Here is a 23810-nt window from a genome sequence, read left to right as displayed (position 1 = left end):
CCGGAATGTGTGCGGGGCCGCCGCGCGGTCCGCGCGGCGGCCGTCGGCAGGTATCGGGCTCGGGCCCCCGAGAGGGCCCATACCGTTGCGGGGCAGCTCCGGATTCGCACCGGATTCCCTGTTGTCCCGGCCGCGGACGCTGAAGCGCCGCTGTCGCCGAACCGACGTCCGTCACACTACATCTAGTGTTATGTCCGACATGCCGACCGAAGATGTTGGGTGACGTTGGTCCGGCGTGGGAATGACTTTGGTCCTCGCGTGACCCGCTCAGGCGTCCGTCGGCGCCACGATGCGCAGCAGATACGTGTCCATGATCCAGCCGTGCCTGGCCCGCGCCTCGGACCGCAACCGCCGGATGCGGTCCGCCACTTCCGCGAGCCGGCCCGCGACGAGCAGTTCGTCGGGCGTGCCGAGGTAGGCGCCCCAGTAGATCCACACGTCGTCCCCCTCGACCTGGGTGAACGACTCGTGCGCGTCGAGCATGACGACGATGTCCCCGTCGTCGTTCTGGCCCACGTCGGAGAGGCGGCGGGCGGGGGTGATGTGCAGCGGTCGGCCCACCTGATTCAGCGGGATGCGGTGCCGGGCGGCGAGCGTCGAGACGCTGGTGATCCCGGGCACGACCTCGACGCTCGCGGACACCGAGCCGCGCGCCTCGATGTCGTTGAGGATCCCGAGCGTGCTGTCGTACAGCGAGGGGTCGCCCCATACGAGGAAGGCGCCGGTCTCCCCCGCGCTCATCTCCTCGCGCATCAGCCGCTCGAAGAGGTCCGCGCGACGGGTCCGCCAGTCCTGGACGGCGGAGGTGTAGTCGGAGCGGTCCATGGGGCGCCGGTCCCTGCTCGGGTCCGTCACCTCCACCACCCGGTAGGGCTGCTGCCCGTGCTCCTGAAGCATGCTGTGCCGCAGGTCGGTCAGCGAGGACTTGTCCTGCCCCTTGCCGACGATGAAGAAGACGTCGGTCCTGCGGATGGCCTTCACCGCGCCCAGGGTCAGCTGGTCGGGGTCGCCCGCACCGATGCCTATGACGAGGATCTGGCGTCGTTCTGTGGTCATGGGCCGAAGTCTGGCAGGTGCGGCACGACGAAAATCTCTTCGCCCCGGCCGGTCACCGCCCTACTGTGGCGCGGTGACGACTCAGATGATCATCCTCAACGGCGGTTCCAGCTCGGGGAAGACCGGGATCGTGCGCTGCCTGCAGGACGTGCTCCCCGATCCGTGGCTGGCCTTCGGTATCGACTCGCTCATCGAGGCGCTGCCCGCGAAGACACAGGCGTCGGAGGACGGCATCGAGTTCGGCGCGGACGGCGGGGTGAGCGTCGGGACCGACTTCCGTGCGCTGGAGGCGGCCTGGATGGCGGGGCTCGTGGCGATGGCCGGGTCCGGTGCGCGGATCATCGTCGACGACGTCTTCCTGAGCGGCGCGGCGAGCCAGCAGCGGTGGCGCGACGCCGTCGGTGACACCGACGTCCTGTGGGTGGGCGTCCGGTGCGACAGCGAGGTCGCCGCGGCCCGTGAGGTCGCGCGGGGCGACCGCACCAAGGGGATGGCCGCGTCGCAGGCGCGGCTCGCGCACGAGGGCGTGGCCTACGACCTGGAGGTGGACACGACCCGCACCGAGTCCCTGACCTGCGCTCGGACCATCGCGGCGCGGGTGGCCTGACGGCCTCGGCCCGTCAGGAGCGGAATCGCCCGCCCCGGCCGACCGCCACACCGGCGGAGCGGGCCCCGCCCGGCCTCGTACGTCAGTCGGCCCTCTTGTCCCCCGCCGCCGGACGACCACGGGCCAGCATCACGAAGCCGACGAGAGCGGCGGCCGAGGCGACCGTCTGGATGACCGCCAGGGGAACCGCGCCGGAGGCGACCCCCGCGAGCGGCGACACCAGGGCGCCGACGAGGAACGAGGACGCGCCGAGGAGGGCCGACGCCGCGCCCGCCGCGTGCGCGGTGCGGTTCATGGCGAGCGCGTTGGCGTTGCCGATGAGCAGTCCGAGGCCGGCGACGGAGACGAACAGGACCGCGCAGACCGGCACGAGACCGGTGTCGCCGAACCAGCCCGCGCCCAGCGCCAGCAAACTCGCACCGGCGATGACCAGCAGTGCGAGCCCGGCGGTGACGACGGCGTGCACGGGGAACCTGCGGACCAGGACCCGGCCGTTGAGCTGGCCGACGCCGACCATGCCCACGGCGTTGAGGCCGAACAGCAGGGCGTACGTCCGCGGCGATGCCCCGTAGAGCTCCTGGAGGACGAACGGCGATGCGGCGAGGTAGGCGAAGAACGCGGCGAACGCCCCGCCCGCGGCGAGCAGACAGCCCAGGAACACGCGGTCCCTGGTGAGCGCGCCCATCTCGGCGAGGCCGAGCCCTCGACGGCGGCGTGCCGCGGGCGCCAGGGTCTCGGGCAGGCCGCGGGCGACCAGGAGGACGAGGAGCAGCCCGAGGACGGCGAGGGCGACGAAGACGCCGCGCCAGTCGGTGACGTGCAGCAGTTGGGCCCCGAAGAGCGGGGCGACGGCGGGCGCGACGCCGGAGATCAGCATGAGTGAGGAGAAGACCCGGGCGATCTCCACTCCCTCGTACAGATCGCGGACCACGGCGCGGGCGACGACCACACCGGCGGCGCCCGCCGCGCCCTGCACGAACCGCAGGCCGATCAGGAGGTCGGCGCGCGGGGCGAGGGCGCAGGCGGCGGAGGCGACGGCATAGAGGGTCATGCCGGTGAGCAGCGGGCGGCGCCGGCCAAGGCGGTCGCTGAGGGGGCCGACGACGAGCTGCCCGAGCGCCATGCCGACCAGGCACGAGGTGAGCGTGAGCTGCACGACGACGGCGGTGGTGTCGAAGGTGCCCGCGACGTCGGGCAGCGCGGGCAGATACACGTCGGAGGAGAGGGACGGCAGCGCGGTGAGGCCCGCGAGGACGAGGAAGACGAACAGGGTCCCCCGCGCGCGGGGCGGAGCCTTCGGGGCCTGGACGCCGGCCGTGTTTCGGGCAGGGCTGGACAAGGATCACTCCAGAGGGAAGGGGGAAGAGGGGTGGGTTCGGAGAGGAAGCTACTCCTGAACCCGCAGGTCAGAGGGCATGCGAAGGGATACGGGAAGCGCCGGGACGAGCGCTGCGGCGACCGCGGGACCGGGCCCGGCAGGCCACCCTGGCGAACGGCCCGTAGGCACGCAGGGGGCCCACCAGGAGCTCTTGAGGGGCACTTTTCCGGCACCCAGAAGGTGACTTCTCGGCTTGCCGGTACGCAGGAGGTGGCTTCTCCGCTTGCCGGTACGCAGGAGGTGGCTTCTCCGCTTGCCGGTACGCAGGAGGTGGCTTCTCGGCACGCACGAGGTAGCTTCTCGCTTCCCGGCACGCAGGAGGCGCTTTCTCGGCTTCGGCGACGCCCCTCGCGCCCGCCCCGCACCCGGCCGCCACCCAGCCCTGACCGTCACGCGGACACCGGCCTCCAACAACCCCCGCCGCCCTGGAACTTCGCGGCAGGTAAAGGCGTTGCCAAGAAGACGCGCGGATCGCCGCGCGGACGCAGGTACGACACGGGTAGCCGAGGTGGCACGGATGGCGATGTGGGACAAGCTCAAGGACCAGGCCAAGGGTCTTCAGCAGTCGCAGGGGGGACGGAGCTCCGGCGGGCACGGCACGACGCGCGGTTCGGGGTCGGGCGGCGGATCGAAAACCCAGCTCGTGGGCATGCTCAAGTCCCAGCTCACCTCCCTGAAGACGGAGCTCAAGAGCGGTGCCTACCGCGACGCGAGCATGGCGATGTGCGCCCTGGTGGCGGCCGCCGACGGATCGGTCGACCCGGCCGAGCGCCAGCACGTGGAGTCCCTGATCGTGCAGAACGACGTGTTGCAGAACTTCCCGCCGGAGCAGCTGCGCCAGCGTTTCAACAAGCACGTCGACCAGTTGACGGCCAACTTCCAGCACGGCAAGACGGAGGCAATGCAGGAGATCGCCAAGGCCGCGAAGAAGCCGGTGGAGGCGAAGGCGGTCGTCCAGACCGGCTTCGTCGTCGCGGGCGCGGACGGGTACATCGCCCCGGCCGAGGAGCAGGTCCTGCGTGAGGCGTGTGCCGCGCTCAACGTGTCCCCGCAGGAGTTCGGCCTCTGAGCCGACGAGGCGCCCCGGGTCCGCACCGCACGGTGCGGGCCCGGCCTGCCACGCCCCGGGCCATCGCCAAAGGCCTTGCCCGGCAGGCCAGTTGACGGGTCTGCCCCGGGGTCTGCCCTCTCGTACCTTCTCCCGGCTCCCCGCACCGCCCTTAAGGTCGGCGGGAGCGACGAAAGACCGGATCGGGGCGAGGGTGCGCGAGATACAGAAGGCCGCGGAGCGGCAGTCGGCGGCGCGGCAGTCGGCGGCGCGGCCCGCCACCGGGCGTGCGACGCGCCCCACGGGATTGGCCGCGCTCCAGAGCCGCGCGGGGAACGCCGCGGTGACGCACTGGGTGCAGCGCCAGCAGGACGACAAGAGCGGGCACTACGCCACGAAGCCCACCGAGCACCCCGAGTGGGAGCCCTACCAGAAGCTGACGCAGGCGGCGGGCATCCCCCAGGCCGAGGCGGACGCCGCCTGGCAACTGCTGCTCGGCGGCGTCGACTCGCAGGGCGCGCTGAACGACGAGGCCACGGCGAAGACGAGCGACCGCCAGGAGCAGCGTGAGATCCGTGCGACGAACTCCTGGTACCAGGAGTTCGCGAGGCTCATGGCCCAGTACCTCCAGATCGACACCCCCACCATGGCGCTGTGGGCGGGCGGCTACGAGACCAGCGAGTATGCCTACTCCAAGGGGCACACCCCGCTGGCGCGGACCAGGATCGGCAGCGTGCTCAACGTCCTGGAGCTGCACCCGAACTGGAAGCTGACGGGTCCGATGTGGAGCGTCGTGTCCAAGGCCTTCGTGGACCAGGCGACGGGCCCCGTGCACATCTTCCTGCGCGCCTACACCCCGGACAGCATCCTCATCAGGCTGGAGGTCCCGCACCTGCGCCTCGTCCAGCGGCTCAAACCGGACGTGAAGCTGGTCTGGCATCCCCTCTACACGTCTTCCGACGGGCAGACCCGGGAGATCTCGCGGGACTTCCGGCTCGTCGACAACGCGGAGTACGACGGCCGCGACACATGCGTCGGCGTCCTCTTCCAGTACCTCCGGATGTTCCACGAAGAGGGCAACACCCAGGCCGATCCCGCCCGCGAGAGCATGGAACAGCTGATGGCCGCCAACGGTCACAAGGACGGTGTCTGACACCGCACGGTGCCGAGCCGTCGCTCGACATCGCACCGGTGCGGTCCGTCACTCCATGTTAGCCTCAGACGTTTGCAGCGTCGACGCCCGGTGACTCCGCCCGCCCGGCACCCGCCCGCGTCGGCCCCTCGTTCCTGCCGTGCCTTCCTCGGTACGTACGCCTACGGAAGGCTCGTCATGACCGACGCGGACCGCACCACCCCCTCGCACGACGACGCCGAGCCGGTGACCGCCACCCCGGCGCCGCCCCCCGCCGCCTCCTTCGCCGACCTCGACCTGCCCGCCGCGCTGCTCCGCACGCTCGCCGAGCAGGAGGTGCGCGAGCCCTTCCCGATCCAGGCGGCCACGCTGCCCAACGCCCTCGCGGGCCGGGACGTGCTCGGCCGCGGCCGCACCGGCTCCGGCAAGACGCTCGCCTTCGGCCTGCCCCTGCTCGCCCGTACAGCGGGGCGCCGCGCGGAGCCCAAGCAGCCGCTCGCGCTGATCCTGGTGCCGACGCGGGAGCTCGCCCAGCAGGTCACCGAGGCGCTCACCCCGTACGCCGATGCGCTCCGGCTGCGGATGGCGACGGTCGTCGGCGGCATGTCCATCGGCAGGCAGGCGGCCGCGCTGCGCGACGGGGCCGAGGTCGTCGTGGCCACGCCCGGCCGGCTGCACGACCTGATCGACCGCAAGGCCTGCCGCCTGAACCGGGTCCGGATCACCGTCCTGGACGAGGCCGACCAGATGTGCGACATGGGCTTCCTGCCGCAGGTCACCGAGGCGCTCGACCAGGTGGCGGCGGACGGGCAGCGCCTGCTGTTCTCGGCGACCCTGGACCGCGACGTCGACGGACTGGTCCGCGACTACCTCCACGACCCCGTCGTCCACGAGGTCGACCCGTCCGCGGGCGCGGTCACGACGATGGACCACCACGTGCTCGTCGTGCACAGCCCCGACCGGTACGCCGTCGTCACGGAGATCGCGGCCCGCGAAGGCCGCGTCCTGCTGTTCCTGGACACCAAGCACTCCGTCGACCAGCTCACCAAGCACCTGCGGGCCAGCGGCGTGGACGCCGCCGCGCTGCACAGCGGCAAGTCCCAGCCGCAGCGCACCAAGACCCTCGCGCAGTTCAAGGACAGCAGGCTCACCGTCCTGGTGGCGACGAACGTCGCGGCCCGCGGTCTGCACGTCGACGACCTCGACCTGGTGGTCAACGTCGATCCGCCGACCGACCCCAAGGACTATCTGCACCGCGCGGGCCGCACCGCGCGGGCCGGTGAGAAGGGCCGCGTCGTCACGCTGGTGCTCTCGGGCCAGCGCCGCGAGCTGAGCAAGGTGACGGCCGACGCGGGCATCGAGCCGACGGTCACCAAGGTGCGTTCGGGCGAGGCGCAGCTGAGCCGGATCACCGGGGCCAGGAAGCCGTCGGGCGTGCCGCTCGACGGCGGGCCCGCCGGGGCCAAGGCCAAGAACCACAACGCGCCCTTCCGCGGCATCGGCACCAGCAAGGACGCCTCGGGCGGCAGCGGCGGGAAGTCCCGCAAGTCGGGCGAGGCCCGCAAGCTCGCCGAGGCGCGCAGGGCGGCCCGGGTGCGCCGCGGCGGCTGACGCCCGCCGGGCCTCGTCAGTCCTCGTCCACCGCTTGGCGGTCGGTGAGGGCGCGCGCCTTGGCGTTCTCGATGTGCCGGCGCATCTTCTTCGCCGCGCCTTCCGGGTCGCCCGCCGCCATCGCCTCGTAGACGGCGGTGTGCTCGCGGGCGGGTGACTCGGCCTCCGACGAACCCAGCTCCGTGAAGAGCCGGAAGCGCTGCACATGGCCGCCGAGCGAACGGTAGGCGCTCTCCAGGAACGGGTTGTCGCACTGGGCGGCGATGCGCAGGTGGAAGCGCTCGTCGGCGGCCCAGTAGGCGCGCACCGAGGCCGAACGCGGCGCGTCCGCGCAGTGCTTGAGCTCGTCGATGCTCGCCTTGAGTTCGTCGAGGAACTCCGGCGTGGTGCGTCGCGCGGCCTCGTGGACCATCGCGGGTTCCAGGACGAGGCGCGCGTCCATCAGCTTGATCAGCTCGCGCTCGGTGAAGAGCGGTGCCACGCGGTAGCCCTTGAGCGCCTCGCGCCGCACCAGGCCCGTGTGTTCGAGACGCGCGAGCGCCTCCCGCAGCGGGGTCTGGCTCACGTTCAACTCGCGCGTGAGGGCCCCGATGTTGAGGGACTGTCCTGGCGACCAGAGTCCGTCCATGAACTGCCCGAGCAGCACCTCGTACATCTTGTCGGCCAGGGGTTGCCGGGCGGACGGGCGGGTCGTAGCCATCGTGCCTCCTTCGAGGCCCGACCTTAGCGCAGCCCTTCACCCCTCTTGATCGCGACTCGATCGTATATTATTTTCCTATCGCTATAGTATAGCGATGGATCAAGGAGGATCCCTGTGCGTGCTGACGACATGCCTGACGACGCCCCGTGTGTGCTGGTGACCACGGCGTATCTCCAACCCGGCGGCGAGGTCGACCAGTTGCTGCGCGACGCCGGATGCCGCACCGTCTTCGCCCGGCCCGCCGACCGGCACGGAACCGACGAGCAGTCCCTGCGCGACGCCTTCGCCCGCGCGGGTGCCGTCGGTGTCGTCGCGGGCACCGACCCGTTCACGTCCGAGGTGCTCGGGGCGTCCCCCGGCCTCCGGGTCGTCGGACGCTGCGGTGCCGGGTACGACAACGTGGACGTGGCCGCCGCCGCCCGGCTCGGCATCGCCGTGACCCACTCCCCCGGCGCCAACCGGATCGCGGTCGCCGAGCATGTGCTCGGCCTCCTCGTCGGCTGCGCGCGGGGCATCCCGCAGAGCGTCGCCGACGTACGGGCGGGTGGCTGGTCGCAGCCCAGCGGGCGGGAGTTGGCGGGCGCGACGCTCGGCGTCGTGGGACTCGGCTCGATCGGGCGGACCGTCGCACGGCTCGGACTCGCCATCGGCATGCGCGTGGTGGGCCATGACCCCTTCCCTGACGAGGCGTTCCTCGCGGAGACCGGCGTGACCGCGCTCCCTCTCGAAGAGGTGCTGGGCGAGGCCGACTTCGTGACGCTGCACCTCGCGCTCGACACGTCGACGCGGCATCTGATCGACGCCGCGGCGCTGCGCCGGATGCGACCTGGTGCCTACCTGATCAACACGGCGCGGGGCGGCATCGTCGACGAACAGGCCCTCGCCGACGCGCTCGCCGAAGGCCGGCTCGCGGGCGCCGCGCTGGATGTGACGGAGCAGGAACCGCTGCCCTCGGACTCGCCGCTGCGGGCGTTCGACAACGTCCTGGTCACCGGGCACATCGCGGGCGCCACGGCCGAGGCCAGGTCGCGTTCCAGCCTCATGGCCGCCCGGCAGGTGCTCGACGTAATCGCCGGACGGACGCCGGAGCATCTCGTCGATCCGGGGACCGTGGCGGCGCGGGCGGGGGTGCGGTGATGGGGACCGGACGGATACCCGCGCGGCGGCCCGAGCCGCACTCCCCCGCCGCCGGCGCCACAGTGCCGGCCGAGGAGCGCACCCCTGCCTTGCGCATACCCGGCGGCCCACGGCTCGCCGCCAACCTCAAGTGGCTCTTCACCGAGCTGCCCTTCGAGCGACGCTTCGACGCGGCGGCCGACGCGGGCTTCGCCGGGGTCGAGTACGCCGACCCCTATCCGTATCCGGCCGCGCGCCTGCGCACACTGCTGGGCGAGGCGGGACTCCGGCAGGTGCTCATCAACTCCCCTGCCGGAGAGCCCGATTCACCGGATCGTTCCGGGCTGGCCTGCCATCCGGGACGTGCCGCGGACTTCCGGGCGGGCATCGAGCGCGGCCTGGAGTACGCGACCGAGCTCGGCTCGGGCCTGCTGCACGTCCTGGCCGGGATCGTGCCGCAGGACGTGAGCGCCGAGCGGGCCTTCGCCACCTATGTCACCAATCTCGCCTGGGCCGCCGACCGCGCCCACGGCACCGGCGTACGACTCGTCGTCGAGGCGCAGAACGAGCGTGACGCGCCCGGGTACTTCCTGCGCACCCAGGCGCGGGCCAGGGCCGTCGTGGAGGCCGTCGGCACCGACCGGGCGGGGCTGCTGCTCGACCTGTACCACGCCCAGGTCACCGAGGGAGATCTCGTACGGACCGTGCGCGCCTGCCTGCCGTACACCGCGCACCTGCAGATCGCCGATCCGCCCGACCGCACCGAGCCGGGCACCGGCGAGATCCGCTGGCCGCGCGTCTTCGAGGCGCTGCGCGAGGGCGGCTACGAGGGCTGGCTCGGCTGCGAGTACCGGCCCGCGCGCGACACCGCGGCCGGGCTCGGCTGGGTCGCGGAGGTGACGGCATGAGCGGCACCACCACACCCCATGTCCGCCCCGATTCCCCGTCGCCGGACAGCGCGTTCCGTCCGCGCATCGCGCTGATCAGCGCCACTCCCGCGGCGACGGGACCGGCGGTCGCCGGGCTCGCCGACGCCTTCCCCGCGGCCGAGCCGTGGAATCTGCTCGACGACGCGCTCCTCGCCGACGCCACGGCGCAGGGCGGGCTGACCCCGGCCCTCGCGGACCGGATGCGGCGGCTCATCGCGTACGCCGTGGCGGGCGGTGCGCGGGGCGTGCTCCTGACGTGTTCGCTGTACGGGCCCGTGGCGGAGGGTGCCGATGCGGGCGTCCCGGTGCTGTCGGCGGACGGGGCGGCCTTCGCCGCGGCGCTCGCGGGCGGTCACCGCCGGGTGCTCGTCGTGGCCTCGTTCGAGGCGGCCCTCGACGATTCGCTTACGCGCTTCCGCGCCGCCGTCGCTGCGGCGCACCGCCCCACCGAGGCCGTCGGGCAGGTCGTCGCCCCGGGTCAACTCCCGGATTCGGCGGGCGCGGACGCCGTGCTGCTCGCCCAGTACTCGCTCGCGCCCAGGGCCGACGAGCTGTCGGCCGCACTCGGGCTGCCAGTCCACACGGGACCGCACGCGGCCGCCCAGGCCCTGCGCGCACGGGTCGAGCTGGGAGGTGTGCCGTGCTCGGAGTGATCGCGGACGATGTCACGGGCGCCAGCGACGTGGCCCTCGCGCTGCGCGAGAGCGGGCTGCGGACCGTCCTGTACTTCGGCGTGCCGGACGCGGGCGTGGCGCCGCCCGGCGGGCACGAGGCGGTCGTCGTCGCGCTCAAGAGCCGGATGGCGCCGCCCGGGGAGGCCGTCGCGGAGTCCCTCGCGGCCCTGCGGCGACTGCGCGAACACGGCGTGGAGCAGGTCTACTTCAAGTTCTGCTCGACCTTCGACTCCACGGCGCGGGGGAACATCGGGCCCGTCATCGACGCGCTCGCCGATGCCCTGGACGCGCCGACGGTGCTCCTGACGCCCAGTTCACCGCAGCACGGCCGCACCCAGTACGAGGGCCAACTCTTCGTGAACGGCGTGCCGTTGGCGGAGTCGCCGATGCGGGACCACCCCGTGACACCGATGACGGACTCGTCGCTGCCCCGGCTGCTGCGGGCGCAGACCGATCGGCGGGTCGGGCTCCTGCGGTGGGACACCGTGCGCGCGGGCACCGATGCCGTACGCGCGGAAGTCGCCGCGGCCGCCGGGCGCGGGGACCGCCATCTGCTGGCCGACGCGCTCACCGAGGAGGATCTGCGCACGCTCGGCCGGGTCGCCGCGCGGGCGCCGTTGGCGGCGGGGGCGGCCGGTCTCGCCGGAGGGCTCGCGCGGGCCGTCGCGGGCGACGCCCCGGAGGCGTACGAGGACGACGATCCGCTGGCCGACTGGCCCGCGGCGGTCCTGTGCGGCAGTTGCTCGGCGCGCACCCTGGAGCAGCTCGACGCCCTGCGCGCTCTGGGGCGTCCGCTGCTCCGGCTCGACCCCGTCGCCGAACCGGACCCCGCGGCGCTGGCGGAGCACTCACTCGCCTGGCACGACGCGCTGCCGACCGACCCGGCCCGTGGGGCGCCCGTCTTCCACTCGTCCGTTCCACCCGCGCAACTACGCGTGATTCAGGAGGCATTGGGCTCCGATCGAGCCGCCGCCGTGCTGGAGGAGGCCACCGGTCTCATCGCCGTCGGCCTCGTGGCGCGCGGGGTAAGGCGTGTGATCGCGGCGGGCGGCGAGACATCGGGCGCCGTGGTGGCGGCCCTCGGCGTCACCGGCGGCTGGATCGGCAGGGCCGCCGCGCCGGGCGTGCCCTGGATCCGCCCGACGTCCGGCACTCCGGCCGCGCTGCTGCTCAAGTCGGGGAACTTCGGCGGCCCCGACTTGCTCGCCGTCGCTTCCGCCCCGCCTCCGGCCGTCACGCCACCGGAGGACCGCTCCCCCGCCCCGCACGGACCACACCAAGGAGCCCGTCGATGACCACTCCCCTCGCCCACCCCGCCGGGCGCGCGGCACTCGTCGCCACCGCCCGCGCGCTGGCCGCCCGTTCGCTCGTGCACGGCCGCACCGGCAACGTCTCGCTGCGCGTCGACGACGGCACGATCCTCGTCACCCCGACCGGCGCCGACCTCACGACCGTGCTCCCCGCGGACCTGTCCGTCATCGACGCGGAGGGAGCCCACCTCGAAGGACCGCCGCCGTCGAAGGAGGCGTTCCTGCACGCGGCGGTGTTGCGGGCGCGCCCCGAGGCCCGCGCCGTCGTGCACACGCACTCGCCGCACGCCGCCGCCGTGTCGTGCCTCGACGGCCTCGACCCGGACGACGCGCTGCCGCCGCTCACCGCGTACTACGCCCTGCGCGTCGGCCGGCTCGCGCTGCTCCCCTACTGCGCGCCCGGCGACGTACGGCTCGCCGGGTACGCCGAGGAGAAGGCCCGCACGCACGCCGCACTGCTGCTGCGCCACCACGGCCCTCTCGTCGCGGCACCCGGACTCGACGCGGCCCTCGAAGCCGCCGACGAGCTGGAACAGACGGCGCGGATCCACCTGTTGCTGCGCGGCACGGACCATTCGCACCTCACCGAGGAGCAACGCGCTGAACTGACCACCCCTCAGACTCCGTCCCCTGTAAGCCTGTTCAGCGCTCTCGCCATCAAGAAGGCCCTGGACGACACCCTCCTGGAGGCGTTCACCAGCACCACCGGCATCGGCGTCGACGGCGTCTACGAGCCCACCAACGTACTGCTCGACCAGATCGAGGCCGGGGCCCGCCCCGACGTGCTGGTCGGCGTGACGGGCGCGCTGGAGAAACTGGCCGCCGCCGGAGTGCTCGACGCCTCCTCGCTGCGGCCGCTCGCCCGCGTCGGGATCGGCGTCGCCGTGCCGCCCGGCGCGCCCGCCGTGGACGTGTCCAGTACCGACGCGCTCGTACGGGCCCTGACGTCGGCCCGTTCGGTGGCGTACTCCCGCACGGGGGCGAGCGGCGTCGCGTTCGCCACGCTCCTGGACCGGCTCGGCATCGCGGAGGAGGTCAACTCCCGTGCCACGGTGGTCCAGAAGGGGTTCACGGCCCTCGCGGTCACGGACGGACGGGCCGATCTGGCCGTGCAGCAGCTGAGCGAACTGCGCTTCGTGCCGGACGCACACGTCGTCGGGCCGCTGCCCGGCGAGGTCCAGCACTACACGGACCTGTCGGTCGCGCTCGGCGCGGCCGCCGCGCACCGGCCCGAGGCCGCCGCCCTGCTGCGGCACCTCACCGCCACGCCCGCACGGGACGCGTACCGCGCGGCCGGCCTGGAAGAGCCACACCGGTGAACGCGATCCTCGCCCTGGTGGCGTTCATCGGGGTCATCATCGTGTGGAACGTGGCGTTCAAGCGGAACATCGGCGAGGCCATGATCCTGGGGTTCCTCGCGAGCGCGGCGTTCGGCGGCACGGACGCGCCGCGGGTGGCCTGGGAATGCCTCGTCGAGGGCCTCAAGTCCGAGATCACCTTCGCGGCCCTCGCGTTCGTCTTCGTGAGCGAACTGCTCACCCGCACCGGGCTCGTGCACCGGATGATCGACATCCTCAGCTCGCTGCTCGGCCGCCGCAAGGGCGGCTCCGCGTACGCCGCGACGGTCGCCTCCGGGCTGTTCGGCGCCGTCGCGCACAACGGCGCGGCGATCGTCGCCACCGTCGGCTCGCTGGCCATCCCGTGGATGAAGCGGTCGCGGGCCAGCGGCGAGACGGCCGCGCTGGTCCTCTCGGGCAACGCGGGCGTCGGCGCGACCTTCCCGTTCAGCGGCGCGTTCTTCGTCCTGCTCGCCGCGCCGACCGTGCTGCCGGTGCTCTCCTCGCGCGACGTGGTCGCCACGCTGTTCGTCACCGGGGCGTGGATGGTCGCGATGCGGCTCCTCATCGCGTACGTCATCGTCCGGCGGCGCGGCGTCGGGACCATGGCGCCGGAGGACATCCGGCCGCTGCGCCAGTCGTTCGCCGCGGGCTGGACCTCGCTCCTGGTCCTGGCCGCCGTCGCGGTGCCCGTCCTCCTCACGACGTCGCCGGGCAGCGACTGGGCGACGGACCGGCTCGACGGGCTGGATGCCGCGGAGGCCGTGCCGCTCCTGGTGTGGCTGCCGGTGATGATGCTGATCGCCGGGCTCCTGGTGGAACGGCGGTCGCTGCCGGGCGGTTCCCGCGACTGGTGGCGGACGCTCGGCGAGATCGGCCCGAAGCTGGGGCTCGTCGGCGTGACCATGGTGTCCGCGTTCGCGGCGTCGGAGGTCCTGGACCGGCTCGGTCTGGGCGAGCAGTTGGCCCCCTACCTCAAGGACCTCCAGGGCGTGTCCCCGTGGGTGGCCGCGCTCGTGGTGGGCCTGGTCATCGTCATCGTCGCGGGCCCCCTCAACACCACGTCCACGCTCGCGGCCGTCGGCCCGGTCGCCTTCGCCGCGCTCACCGCGTCCGGGATCCCTCCGTACGTGGCGTTCGCCGCGGTCATCGTGTGGGCCTCGTCCGAGGGCTGTTCACCACCGGGCGCCGCGCCCCTCTATGTGGCCGCGGGCATCGCGGACATCAATCCGGCCCGCATCTTCATGCCGGTCGCCCTCTACTACCTGGTGCCGTCCTATCTGTTCGGCGTGCTGATCGCGGTGGGGGTGCTGTGGATACCGGGGGGCTGAGCCGCGCCGGGGACGGAGGGCGGCACGACGGTACCGGGGACGGAAAGCACCACGACGAGACAAGGAGAACCTCCATGCGCACCTTCTGCCGTACGTTCCTCTCGGGCGCGACCCGTGTCCTGCTCGTCGCCTTCCTCCTCGGCGGCTGCGCCGTGGTGGCGGGCCAGATCGCGGCCGTCGCCACGGGCGACCGGCACCTGATGGAGCTGTTCGGCACCGACGTCACCGATGTGGTGTGCATCGTCGCGGGCGCCGCGGGACTGTGCTCGTTCCTCGCACTCTACGTACGGGAACCGGACGGCCCCCCAGCCTAAAATCCACGTAAAAACGGGCGGTTATGCTGGGGCTTCTTGTCCGGATTCGATGGGGGGGGCCGACCGAAGTGAGCCGATCTGGCGTGCGGGTGATGGTGGTGGACGACGAGATCCTGGTGCGGGAGGGGCTGCGGCGGATCCTGGAGACGTTCGACGGTCTCGACGTGGTCGCGGTGTGCTCCGGGACGGCCGCCGCCGAGCAGGCCGTACGGCACCGGCCCGACGTGGTCCTGCTCGATCTGCGGATGCCCGACCGGGACGGTCTGACGGTCCTCGCCGATCTGCGGGCGCTGCCCGTGCCGCCCGCCGTCGCCCTGCTCACCACGTTCGACGCCGACGAGCATCTGGACGCGGCGCTGCGCGGGGGCGCTCTCGGCTTTCTGCTCAAGGACACGCCACCGGCCCAACTGGAGTACGCGGTCAAGGAGTTGGCGCGAGGCGGCAGCGTGCTCGCACCGCGCCTGGCGCGCACGGTCGTCCGGCATTACGCGCACTCGGTGGAGACGACGGATGCCGGGGGCGTCGGGGACTCCTGGGGCGTAGCCGGGACCGGGGCCCCGGATCCGGGGGCCTTCACCGGCCGACGGGCCCCGGCCTCCCCCGACCTCACCGACCGGGAGCGTGACGTCCTCGCGCTGGTCGCCGAGGGCCTGTCCAACACCGAGATCGGGCAGCGTCTCTTCATCGGTACGACGACGGTCAAGGACCACGTCAGCGCGCTCCTGGTGAAGTTCGGGGTCGCCAACCGGGTCCAGGCCGCCGTGCACGCGCACCGGCTGGGCCTGGTCCCCGCGGACCCCGTCGTCGGCGGCGCCGCGAGACGATGAGGGTGGACCGCCGCACCGCCGAGCGCGGGGTCGCGTTGCTGGCCTGCGCCGAACTGCTCACCGTCGCGGGCACCTTCGACCCGCTCGGCCTGCTCGTCTGCTCACTGGCACTCGCCGTACTGCCGCTGCGTCACCGCTGGCCGCTCGGCACCCTGGCCGTGGCGCTGCCCGCGACCGTCACCGAGTATCTGTGGCTGCCCGCCATGCTCGCGATGTTCGTGGTGGCCTGCCGGGCGTCGCCCCGGGTGATCGGTGGCTGCGGGGTACTGCTGTTCGCCGCCGCGCTGGTCCCCTGGCCGCCCGCCGCCCTCCTCGACCACTCCAGGCCCGAGGTCCTGACGATGGTCGAGGGCGCCGGGCTGCTCAGTCTCGGACCGATCGTGCTCGGCCTGCTCGTCAGGACCCGCGACGAGCTCAGGCACCGCCTCGCGGACCTCGCCGCCACCCAGGACCGCGAACGGTGGCTGGAGTCGCAGCGCGCGGTGACCCGGGAGCGGGCCCGCCTCGCCAGGGACATGCACGACACCGTCTCGCACCACGTCGGCATCATCGCCGTGCAGTCCGGCGTGCTCAGCGCCACCGAGCGGGACGGCGCCCGCCGCGCGGACATCGAGGTGGTCCGCGAGCACAGCGTGCGCGCCCTGGAGGAACTGCGCGACATGGTAGGCGTGCTGCGCGGCACGGACGCGGGGGCGGCGGCCGCCGTGGGCAGGACGCGCCTCGCGGATCTACCGGGTCTGACGGCCGAGAGCCTCCTCGACGTCGGTGTGCACATCGGCGTGGCGCCCGGCACCAGTTGGGATCCCGCGCTGGAGGCGGTCGCCTTCCGCATCGTGCAGGAGGCGCTGAACAACGTGCGCAAACACGCGCCGGGGGCGCCGGTGCAGGTGTCCGTCCTGACGCCGGACGGGCATGACGCGCTGGTGGTGGAGGTCAGCAACGGGCCGCCCGGCGCGGAAGGGGGCGGGTCAGGGCTGCCTGCCGGTGGCCACGGCCTCGCCGGGCTCCGCGAGCGCGCGGCGCTCGTCGGCGGGCACGTCGTCGCCCGGCCCACCGCCGACGGCGGCTTCACCGTACGGGCCGAGCTGCCGCTGTGAGCCGGCTTCCGTCCGCCCCGCGTCCGGCACCGCCCCCTCCAAGTGGAGGGGGCCGGTGGACGGTTCCGGCCGACCGGGCGCCGGGGCCAGCATGGTCCCCGGCCGGCACGCCCATGACCTGCGGCGTCCGGCCACCACCGGGCGGCGGTCCAGGACAGGACCGCCGCGAAAGCCCAGATGACGCCGCCCGTACGACGGTGCGGCAGGGGGAGAAGAACCCACATGATGTCGACACAGCAGCGCCCCATGATCCGCCGTGCCTCGCTGGTGGGCGTGGCCGCGCTCACCGCCGGCGCCCTGTTCGCCGGTGCCGCCCCGGCGCTCGCCGCACACGCCGCGGAGACCCGCGCGGCCTCCGTGTCCGCCACGCAGGAGATGCCGGAGCTGACGGCGGAGCAGCTCCGGTTCATCGAGGACGGCATGGGTCCCGAGGCGATGGCCGAGCTGAACAGAGCCATCAGCCAGGGCGGCGACGACGGCGAGATCCGCCCGCGCGCCTTCCCCATAGCCGCCGTGGCCATCGGCGCCGCCGCCTGGTGTGCCAAGGGCGCCGTCGCGAGCATCCCCACCTCGGTGCTCAGCGATGTCGCCGACGGCAAGTTCTCCGGCAAGGGCACCTACGTCAAGAACGCCATCATCGGCTGCCTCGGCGGCGAGATCGGCGGCGTGGTCTGGAAGTTCCTGCCCGGCTGGGTCAAGAACAAGGCCGTGTCCATGGTGGCCGCCTTCATCATCAAGTACATCCGCTAGCCCCTCGTCCATCCATCAGGCATCGGGATCCGCACACTCATGGCGTACGTCTTCATCCTCTGCTGCTTCATCGTGCTCGCGCTGGTCACGCTGCTGGCCGCCCGCGTCGGCCACCGCGGGAAGGTCTGTGACCGTGGCGTCGGCTACGAGGTGCCGGACGAGGTCAAGCGCGATCCCGCGCTGCGCGAGCGGGCCAACCGGCTCGTCGCGCACTGGTGCACGGGCGCGGCGATCCTCAGCCTCGCCCCGCTGATCCCCGTCGGCAACGTCCTGTTCTCCGACGGGGACCGCGCCATCGGCACCGGCGGCCTGCTGGCCTTCGCCGCCTACGGTCTGATCGTCGTGGTCGTCGCCGGCTACCCGTTCGAGAAGATCAAGCACCTGGCGCGCTGACGCCCGCGTCCCCGGACCGGCCCTCTTGATACGGGCCGGTCCGGGGACGCGTCGCGTGGTGCGGCAGGGACTCAGCCCGCGAACCGCGCCATCCACGCCTCGACCTCGTCCGCCGACCGCGGCAGGCCCGCCGACAGGTTCTCGTGACCGTCGGCGGTCACCAGCAGGTCGTCCTCGATGCGTACGCCGATGCCGCGCCACTCCTCGGGCACGGTGAGGTCGTCCGGCTGGAAGTACAGACCGGGCTCGACGGTGAGGACCATGCCCGGCTCAAGGACGGCGTCCACGTACTCCTCGTTCCTCGCCTGCGCGCAGTCGTGCACGTCGAGGCCCAGCATGTGGCCCGTGCCCGCCATGGTGAAGCGGCGCTGGAGCCCCAGTTCGTACGCACGGTCGGCCGGCCCCTCGATGAAGCCCCACTCGACGAGGAGGGCCGTCAGGTGGCGCTGGGACGCCTCGTGGAAGTCGCGGTAGGCGGCGCCCGGCTTCACGGTGGCCATGCCTGCCTCCTGTGCCTCGTACACCGCGTCGTACACCTTGCGCTGCAAGGGCGTGAAGGTGCCGCTGATCGGCAGCGTGCGCGTGACGTCGGCGGTGTAGAGGGTGCGGGTCTCCACGCCCGCGTCGAGAAGGAGCAGGTCACCGGGGCGCACCGGGCCGTCGTTGTCCGTCCAGTGCATGATCGTGGCGTGCTCGCCGGCGGCGCAGATCGAGCCGTAGCCGACGGCGTTGCCCTCCAGGCGGGCGCGGCGGAAGAACGTGCCCTCGATCCAGCGCTCGGAGGAGGCGACCGCGCCCGAGAGCTCGCCGACCACGTCGGTGAAGCCGCGCACCGTGGAGTCCACGGCCTTGCGCATCTCCCCTATCTCCCAGGCGTCCTTGACCAGACGGAGATCGCTGAGGGCCTCTTCGAGTTCCTCGTCGCGCGCCTCGTCGGTGCTGACGGCCGCTTCGAGGGCCGGGTCGACGCCCCGGACGATGCGGGTGGGGGCGTCGCCGCCCGCCGCCAGGTCCTCGGCGGCCGTGCGGACGTCGCGACAGGCGAGGCCGAGCACGACCTGCGACTCGGCGAGCGAGCGGCGCCTGCCCATCCAGAGCTCGGCCGTGGGTCCCGTCCAGAACTCGTCGTCGTCCCTGCTGTCGCGGGGCAGCTGGTAGCAGTACGCCTCGTGGCCGCCGCCCGCGCGGGGTTCGAGGACGAGCGCGCCGTCGCGGGCCTGGTCCCCGGTCATGTGCACATAGCCGGAGTGGGCGCGGAACGGGTAGGTGTCGTCGTTCGAGCGGACCTTGAGGTTCCCCGAGGGGATCACGAGCCGCTCGCCGGGGAAGCGGGCGGAGAGCGCGGCGCGGCGGCGGGCCGCGTGCGGGGCCTGCGCGTCGGGGCGCAGGTCGTGCCGCTCGGTGTCCGCCCAGCCGGTGCGCATCAGCGCGGACAGTTCGTCGGAGATCCCTGGGTAGAGACGGTTCTTCCGGCCCTTCGCCACGTCGGACACCTTCCTCTGGTGAGTGCTGCTGGTGGGCGCCGTCGAGCGCCTGGCCGGAAGGTATCGCGCACCGCGCGCGCCGAGTGCCGATGAGTGCCACTGGCACAGATCGGCCATCGCGGTCCACGTCGGTCGTCGATAATGCGGATCATGACCAACGAGAAGCTCGGCGACGCCCTGCGGCGACTGGGGCTCGACCCCGCGGCGGCCCGGGTCTATCTGGCGCTCATCGATCTGGCACCCGCCCCGCTCGGCTCGGTGGGCCGGGCGGCGGGTCTCGACGGCGCGGAGCTCGTCGCGGCGTACGGCGCGCTGGTCGACGCCGGTCTGGCCAGCGCCGCGGCGGCGGGCGGCGACGTGGTGGCGCCGGTGCCGCCCACCGCGGGACTGGAGATCCTCGCCCGGCACCGGGCGGCCGAGGTCGAGGAGTCGCGCATCGCCGTCGGCGGCGCGTTCGAGTCGTTCCGGCGCCAGCGGCTCGCCGCCTACAACGACGATCTCGTCGAGGTCGTCACCGGCGAGGCCATCGGGCCCCGGATCCGGCAGGCCTGGGCGAGCGCCCGCGAGCAGATCAGGCAGTTCGAGTCGCCGCCGTACTTCCCGCTGCCCGGTGCCACCGGCGACGCGCTCGCCACGCTCGCCCGCGGGGTCACGCAGCGCGTCGTCTACTCGCGGGAGTCGCTGGCGCATCCCGGCCATCTCAAGGAGGTCATCGAGCCCTGCGTCAACGCCGGTGAGCAGGCCAGGGTGCTGTCGTCCGTGCCGGTCAAGCTCGTGATCATCGACGAGGCGTACGCGCTGGTGTCCCTGTCGATCAGGGAGGCCGACGTGCACAACACCATGCTGGTCGTGCAGCCGTGCGGGCTGCTCTCCGCGCTGATCGCCCTGTTCGAACAGTCCTGGCGCGACGCCCTGCCCTTCCACGGCAGCACCACGCGTCCCGGCGGTCTGCCGCCCGCCGACCGGCGGCTGCTCTGGCTGCTCGCGGGCGGCGCGGACGACGACGTGATCGCCCGCGAACTGGGCATCAGCCGCCGCACCCTCTACCGCCGGCTCCAGATCCTGATGGCCCAACTCGGCGCCGCGAACCGGTTCCAGATGGCGTTGCGGGCGCAGCGCTCGGGGTGGCTCTGAGCGGCGTGCTGCCTACCATCGACGCATGGATCATGCGTCGAACGAACTCGCCGTGTCCCTGGTCTCCAACCCGCTGCGGCAGCTGTCCCTCGATCAGTTGCGCGCACGCACGAGCATGAAGTGGCGCACCCACCCGGCCGATGTACTGCCCCTCTGGGTGGCCGAGATGGACGTGCCGCTCGCCGAGCCGGTGGCGCGCGCCCTGCACGAGGCGGTGGACCGCGGCGACACGGGGTATCCGGCGGGCACCGCCTACGCGGCGGCGTTCGCGGACTTCGCGGCCCTGCGCTGGGGCTGGGACGGGCTCGCCGTCGAGCGCACCGCGATCGTCCCCGACGTGATGCTGGGCATCGTGGAAATGCTCAAGCTGGTCTCGGACCCGGGCGACCCCGTCGTCGTCAACTGCCCGGTCTACCCGCCCTTCTACCAGTTCGTACGCAGCGACCGCCGGCCGGTCGTCGAGGCGCCGCTCGACGCGGGGGGCCGGATCGACTTCGCGGCGCTGGCCGCCGCGTACCAGGACGCGGCCGGGCGCGGCGCGCGCCCCGTGCACCTCCTGTGCAGCCCGCACAATCCGACCGGGACGGTGCACACGGCCGACGAGCTGTCCGAGGTGGCGCGGCTCGCGCGGCGGTACGGCGTACGGGTCGTGGTCGACGAGATCCACGCGCCGATCGTGGCCGACGGCGCCCGCTTCATCCCCTACCTGAGCGTGCCGGGCGGCGGGAACGGCCTCTCGCTGATGTCGGCCTCCAAGGCCTGGAACCTGGCCGGGCTCAAGGCCGCCATCGCCGTCGCGGGCCCCGAAGCCGCCGACGAGCTGGCCCGGCTCCCCGAGGAGGTCAGCCACGGGCCGAGCCACCTCGGCATCATCGCGCACACGGCGGCGCTGCGGCAGGGCGGCGCGTGGCTCGACGCGCTCCTGACCGGCCTGGACGAAAACCGCCGCCTCGTCGCCGGCCTGCTCCACGAGCACCTGCCGTCCGTCCGCTACCGGCCCGCCGGAGCCACCTTCCTCGCCTGGCTGGACTGCCGCGAACTGGGCCTGGGCGACGACCCGGCGGCCGCGTTCCTCAAACACGGGCGGGTCGCCCTGAACCCCGGCACGGACTTCGGCACGGGCGGCGAGGGCTTCGTCCGCATGAATCTGGCCACGTCCCCGGAGATCCTGACCGAGGCCGTCCGCAGGATGGCTTCGGCCGTGTGAGTTCCGGCGGGAACTCCACACCGCCTCCGCCCGACCAACTCCTCGTGAGGCCGCCGACGTTCGGCGGCGCGGAACCGGTGGACGGAGTCGTACGACATGGCGGGAATGAAGCGGCGGAGCGCGTTGATGTCGGCGGTGGGTGTGGGGGCGGCGGCCGCGTCCTGGGGTGCGACGGCCGGCACGGCGTCGGCGTCGGAGCGGCGGGCGCGGACGGCCCGCCGCCCGCTGCGCGTGCACATCGTCGCGTTCGACGGCGCGGAGGAACTGGACGTGTTCGGCCCGCTGGAGGTCTTCGGCGCCGCGGCCTCGATGGGACATCCGGTGGAGCCGCTGCTCGTCACGAGCGGGCGCCCTGGCAGATTCACGGCGAGCTTCGGCACGGACATCGCGGTGCCGGGCGCGTGGGACCCCTCGGCGGCGGACGTGATCGTCGTCCCCGGCGGCGGCTTCCGTGACAGGGACCGGCCGGGCGTCTGGTCCGAGATCAAGAAGGGTGTCCTGACGCGCGAGTTGCGCCGCGCCGAACGCCCCTCCCTCACCCTGTTCGGCGTCTGCACGGGGGTGATCATCCTGCACGCGGCCGGCCTGCTCGACGGCCGCCCCTGCACGACGCACCACCGCGCCCAGGACTACCTCAAGGACCAGGGAGCGGACGTCCGCACCACCCGCGTCGTCGACGACCGCAACCTCGTCTGCGCGGGCGGCGTCAGCTCCGGCATCGACGGATCCCTGTGGCTCCTGGAACGCGAACTCGGTTCTCAAGTGGTGTCGAGCGTGGAGGAGTTGATGGAGTTCGAGCGGAGGGGGACGGTGTTGCGGACAGCGGGCGGGTAGGGGGCCGGTGCGGCACTCCGGGGGGTGTGCCGCACCGGGTAGCCTGCGCCGGGTGGATCACGGAACCACTCACAGCAGCCGCAGTGTGGAGGGGACCCTTTGGACACGTTGCTCGGATTCGCCTTCCTGGCCATCGTGGCGGCCCTCACCACGCGGATCGTGACCGCCGCCATCAGGAAGAGGGCGGCTGGCCGTGCCGAGGCTCACTCCTCGGGCCAGGCAGCCGCCGCGTTCCCCTGCCGGGTCTCCTGGAAGTCCGGGACGGGCCGGAAGTCCTCCGTGTACGGGAAGATCCACGTCGAGGCGAACGAGCCCCTGCGGTTCGCACGAAGGTTCCACGCACCTCTTCCGCTGCCCCGCGAAGGAACGCTGCAGACCGAGGAGAGCTGGCGTCCGGGCAACACGGTGCTCCACTTCCGAACCGCTGACGGCGACATCCGCATCCTCGCGAACTCCGTGGACGCGGCGTCCCTCACGCGCGCGATCGAGGCCCGTCGCGCCTGAAGGCGGCAGCCCCCGGCATCAGCCGCCCGACGGCTGAGCCGTCGAGCCTCGTACGACGAGTTCCGGTTCGAAGAGCAGCTCGCCCGGGTTGTGCTGGCCGCCCTGGATCTGTGCGCAGAGCAGGTCGACCGCCGCGCGGCCCATCGCCTCGATGGGCTGCCGCACCGTCGACAGGGGCGGCTCGGTGCAGGTCATGAAGGACGAGTCGTCGAAGCCGACGACCGACAGGTCGCCGGGGACGGAGAGTCCTCGGCGGCGGGCCGCCCTGATCGCGCCGAGGGCCAGCGGGTCGCTGCCGCACACGATGCCGGTGACGCCCTGGTCGAGCAGGCGTCCGGCGGCCGCCTGGCCGCCCTCCAGGGAGAAGATCGAGCGCTCGACGAGATCGTCGGTCAGCTTCGCGCCCGCCGCCCCCGCCGCGATCCGCGCGGCCGCCAGTTTGCGGCGCGACGGCTCGTGGTCGGCGGGACCGATCACCAGGCCGATCCGCTGGTGGCCGAGCGAGGCCAGGTGCCGCCAGGCCTGTTCGACGGCGACGGTGTCGTCGCAGGCGACGCACGGGAAGTCGAGTCCCTCGACCGCCGCGTTGATGAGGACGACCGGGATGTTGCGCTCCGCGAGCAGGTGGTAGTGCTCGTGCGGCGCGTTGGCCTCGGCGAACAGGCCGCCCGCGAAGACCACGCCGGAGACCTGCTGCTGGAGCAGCAGGTCCACGTAGTCCGCCTCCGCCGCGCCGCCCTTGGTCTGTGTGCACAGCACGGGCGTGAGCCCCCGCTGGGCCAGCGCGCCCCCGATGACCTCGGCGAACGCGGGGAAGATCGGGTTCTGAAGCTCCGGTATCACCAGGCCGACCAGCCGCGCGCGCTCGCCGCGCAGCTGCGTCGGACGCTCGTACCCGAGGACGTCGAGAGCCGTCAGCACGGACTGCCGGGTCGCCTCCGAGACGCCGGGCCGCCCGTTGAGGACACGGCTGACCGTCGCCTCGCTGACCCCTACCTTCTTGGCAACCTGTGCAAGTCGTCGCGTCATGCGCGCAA

General features: G+C 72.9%; 24 protein-coding genes and 1 riboswitch. Of the genes, 19 read left to right on the top strand and 5 right to left on the bottom strand.

Translation table 11 applies throughout. From position 1 onward, the window contains the following. Window positions 1-27 precede the first annotated feature (27 nt). Window positions 28-181: riboswitch (cobalamin riboswitch) on the bottom strand. Window positions 182-267: 86 nt separating this feature from the next. Further along, window positions 268-1056, bottom strand: a complete 789-nt coding sequence (cobF, locus tag ACIO9J_RS23890; protein WP_402002973.1) for a precorrin-6A synthase (deacetylating) — start codon at window positions 1054-1056, stop codon at window positions 268-270. An 85-nt stretch (window positions 1057-1141) separates the two neighbouring features. On the opposite strand from cobF, the gene cpt reads away from it, so the two are divergent. Further along, window positions 1142-1663 carry a chloramphenicol phosphotransferase CPT gene (gene cpt, locus ACIO9J_RS23885; RefSeq protein ID WP_402003618.1) on the top strand — a complete coding sequence of 174 codons (522 nt, stop codon included), beginning with the start codon at window positions 1142-1144 and terminating at the stop codon, window positions 1661-1663. Window positions 1664-1745: 82 nt separating this feature from the next. Here the strand turns inward: cpt and ACIO9J_RS23880 are convergent, their stop codons facing one another. Beyond that, window positions 1746-3002 carry a Bcr/CflA family efflux MFS transporter gene (locus ACIO9J_RS23880; protein WP_402002970.1) on the bottom strand — a complete coding sequence of 419 codons (1257 nt, stop codon included), beginning with the start codon at window positions 3000-3002 and terminating at the stop codon, window positions 1746-1748. Between the two features lie 556 nt (window positions 3003-3558). Between ACIO9J_RS23880 and ACIO9J_RS23875 the strand changes: the two genes are divergently transcribed. The 3 genes from ACIO9J_RS23875 to ACIO9J_RS23865 all read left to right on the top strand — a co-directional run bounded on the left by ACIO9J_RS23875 (window position 3559) and on the right by ACIO9J_RS23865 (window position 6832). Next, entirely contained in the window at window positions 3559-4110 is a 552-nt protein-coding gene (locus tag ACIO9J_RS23875; RefSeq protein ID WP_402002967.1) for a tellurite resistance TerB family protein, read from the top strand. Between the two features lie 193 nt (window positions 4111-4303). Then, entirely contained in the window at window positions 4304-5242 is a 939-nt protein-coding gene (locus tag ACIO9J_RS23870) for a hypothetical protein (RefSeq protein WP_402002964.1), read from the top strand. Window positions 5243-5419: 177 nt separating this feature from the next. Continuing rightward, entirely contained in the window at window positions 5420-6832 is a 1413-nt protein-coding gene (locus ACIO9J_RS23865; protein WP_402002962.1) for a DEAD/DEAH box helicase, read from the top strand. 16 nt (window positions 6833-6848) lie between these two features. Here ACIO9J_RS23865 and ACIO9J_RS23860 read toward each other — a convergent pair whose 3' ends face one another. Continuing rightward, window positions 6849-7532 (bottom strand): GntR family transcriptional regulator, encoded by a 684-nt coding sequence (locus ACIO9J_RS23860; protein WP_402002959.1) that lies wholly within the window; start codon window positions 7530-7532, stop codon window positions 6849-6851. A 114-nt stretch (window positions 7533-7646) separates the two neighbouring features. Between ACIO9J_RS23860 and ACIO9J_RS23855 the strand changes: the two genes are divergently transcribed. The 11 genes from ACIO9J_RS23855 (at window position 7647) to ACIO9J_RS23805 (ending at window position 17610) form a co-directional block, all read left to right on the top strand. After that, window positions 7647-8669 carry a phosphoglycerate dehydrogenase gene (locus ACIO9J_RS23855; protein ID WP_402002956.1) on the top strand — a complete coding sequence of 341 codons (1023 nt, stop codon included), beginning with the start codon at window positions 7647-7649 and terminating at the stop codon, window positions 8667-8669. After that, entirely contained in the window at window positions 8669-9556 is an 888-nt protein-coding gene (locus tag ACIO9J_RS23850; RefSeq protein WP_402002953.1) for a hydroxypyruvate isomerase family protein, read from the top strand. Before ACIO9J_RS23855 ends, ACIO9J_RS23850 begins: the two co-directional genes overlap by 1 nt. After that, window positions 9553-10230, top strand: a complete 678-nt coding sequence (locus ACIO9J_RS23845; protein ID WP_402002950.1) for a hypothetical protein — start codon at window positions 9553-9555, stop codon at window positions 10228-10230. Before ACIO9J_RS23850 ends, ACIO9J_RS23845 begins: the two co-directional genes overlap by 4 nt. Then, window positions 10218-11546 carry a 3-oxo-tetronate kinase gene (otnK, locus tag ACIO9J_RS23840; protein WP_402002947.1) on the top strand — a complete coding sequence of 443 codons (1329 nt, stop codon included), beginning with the start codon at window positions 10218-10220 and terminating at the stop codon, window positions 11544-11546. The genes ACIO9J_RS23845 and otnK overlap by 13 nt, the downstream gene beginning before the upstream one ends. Continuing rightward, on the top strand, window positions 11543-12880 hold the full coding sequence (locus ACIO9J_RS23835) for a class II aldolase/adducin family protein (RefSeq protein ID WP_402002944.1): 1338 nt from the start codon (window positions 11543-11545) through the stop codon (window positions 12878-12880). Before otnK ends, ACIO9J_RS23835 begins: the two co-directional genes overlap by 4 nt. Then, the gene (locus ACIO9J_RS23830) at window positions 12877-14229 is read left to right on the top strand and encodes a TRAP transporter large permease subunit (RefSeq protein WP_402002941.1); all 1353 of its coding nucleotides are present in this window, start codon (window positions 12877-12879) and stop codon (window positions 14227-14229) included. Before ACIO9J_RS23835 ends, ACIO9J_RS23830 begins: the two co-directional genes overlap by 4 nt. A 74-nt stretch (window positions 14230-14303) precedes the next feature. Then, a complete protein-coding gene (locus ACIO9J_RS23825) occupies window positions 14304-14543 on the top strand; it encodes a hypothetical protein (protein ID WP_402002938.1) in 240 nt (79 codons plus the stop codon). 92 nt (window positions 14544-14635) lie between these two features. Next, window positions 14636-15370 (top strand): response regulator, encoded by a 735-nt coding sequence (locus tag ACIO9J_RS23820; protein ID WP_402003615.1) that lies wholly within the window; start codon window positions 14636-14638, stop codon window positions 15368-15370. Between the two features lie 2 nt (window positions 15371-15372). Continuing rightward, complete coding sequence (locus tag ACIO9J_RS23815; protein ID WP_402002935.1) at window positions 15373-16467, top strand: sensor histidine kinase; 1095 nt, start codon at window positions 15373-15375, stop codon at window positions 16465-16467. Between the two features lie 222 nt (window positions 16468-16689). Further along, window positions 16690-17217, top strand: a complete 528-nt coding sequence (locus ACIO9J_RS23810; protein ID WP_402002932.1) for a hypothetical protein — start codon at window positions 16690-16692, stop codon at window positions 17215-17217. Window positions 17218-17256: 39 nt separating this feature from the next. Further along, entirely contained in the window at window positions 17257-17610 is a 354-nt protein-coding gene (locus ACIO9J_RS23805; protein WP_402002930.1) for a hypothetical protein, read from the top strand. 71 nt (window positions 17611-17681) lie between these two features. Here the strand turns inward: ACIO9J_RS23805 and ACIO9J_RS23800 are convergent, their stop codons facing one another. Next, window positions 17682-19094, bottom strand: a complete 1413-nt coding sequence (locus tag ACIO9J_RS23800; protein WP_402002927.1) for an aminopeptidase P family protein — start codon at window positions 19092-19094, stop codon at window positions 17682-17684. 150 nt (window positions 19095-19244) lie between these two features. On the opposite strand from ACIO9J_RS23800, the gene ACIO9J_RS23795 reads away from it, so the two are divergent. The 4 genes from ACIO9J_RS23795 to ACIO9J_RS23780 all read left to right on the top strand — a co-directional run bounded on the left by ACIO9J_RS23795 (window position 19245) and on the right by ACIO9J_RS23780 (window position 22773). Then, window positions 19245-20228, top strand: a complete 984-nt coding sequence (locus ACIO9J_RS23795; protein ID WP_402002924.1) for a helix-turn-helix domain-containing protein — start codon at window positions 19245-19247, stop codon at window positions 20226-20228. Between the two features lie 25 nt (window positions 20229-20253). Continuing rightward, window positions 20254-21435, top strand: coding sequence for a MalY/PatB family protein (locus ACIO9J_RS23790; protein ID WP_402002922.1), 1182 nt, complete (start codon window positions 20254-20256; stop codon window positions 21433-21435). A gap of 96 nt (window positions 21436-21531) precedes the next feature. After that, window positions 21532-22269: a DJ-1/PfpI family protein gene (locus tag ACIO9J_RS23785; protein ID WP_402002919.1), complete on the top strand. Its 738-nt coding sequence runs from the start codon at window positions 21532-21534 to the stop codon at window positions 22267-22269. A 99-nt stretch (window positions 22270-22368) separates the two neighbouring features. Beyond that, the gene (locus ACIO9J_RS23780; protein ID WP_402002916.1) at window positions 22369-22773 is read left to right on the top strand and encodes a hypothetical protein; all 405 of its coding nucleotides are present in this window, start codon (window positions 22369-22371) and stop codon (window positions 22771-22773) included. Window positions 22774-22791: 18 nt separating this feature from the next. Here the strand turns inward: ACIO9J_RS23780 and ACIO9J_RS23775 are convergent, their stop codons facing one another. Then, entirely contained in the window at window positions 22792-23802 is a 1011-nt protein-coding gene (locus tag ACIO9J_RS23775) for a LacI family DNA-binding transcriptional regulator (protein WP_402002914.1), read from the bottom strand. Window positions 23803-23810: the final 8 nt, after the last annotated feature.

Origin of the sequence: Streptomyces sp. NPDC087300 (assembly GCF_044744425.1) — a bacterium.
GTDB lineage: Bacteria > Actinomycetota > Actinomycetes > Streptomycetales > Streptomycetaceae > Streptomyces.
This window is presented reverse-complemented; position numbering and strand designations above follow the sequence as displayed.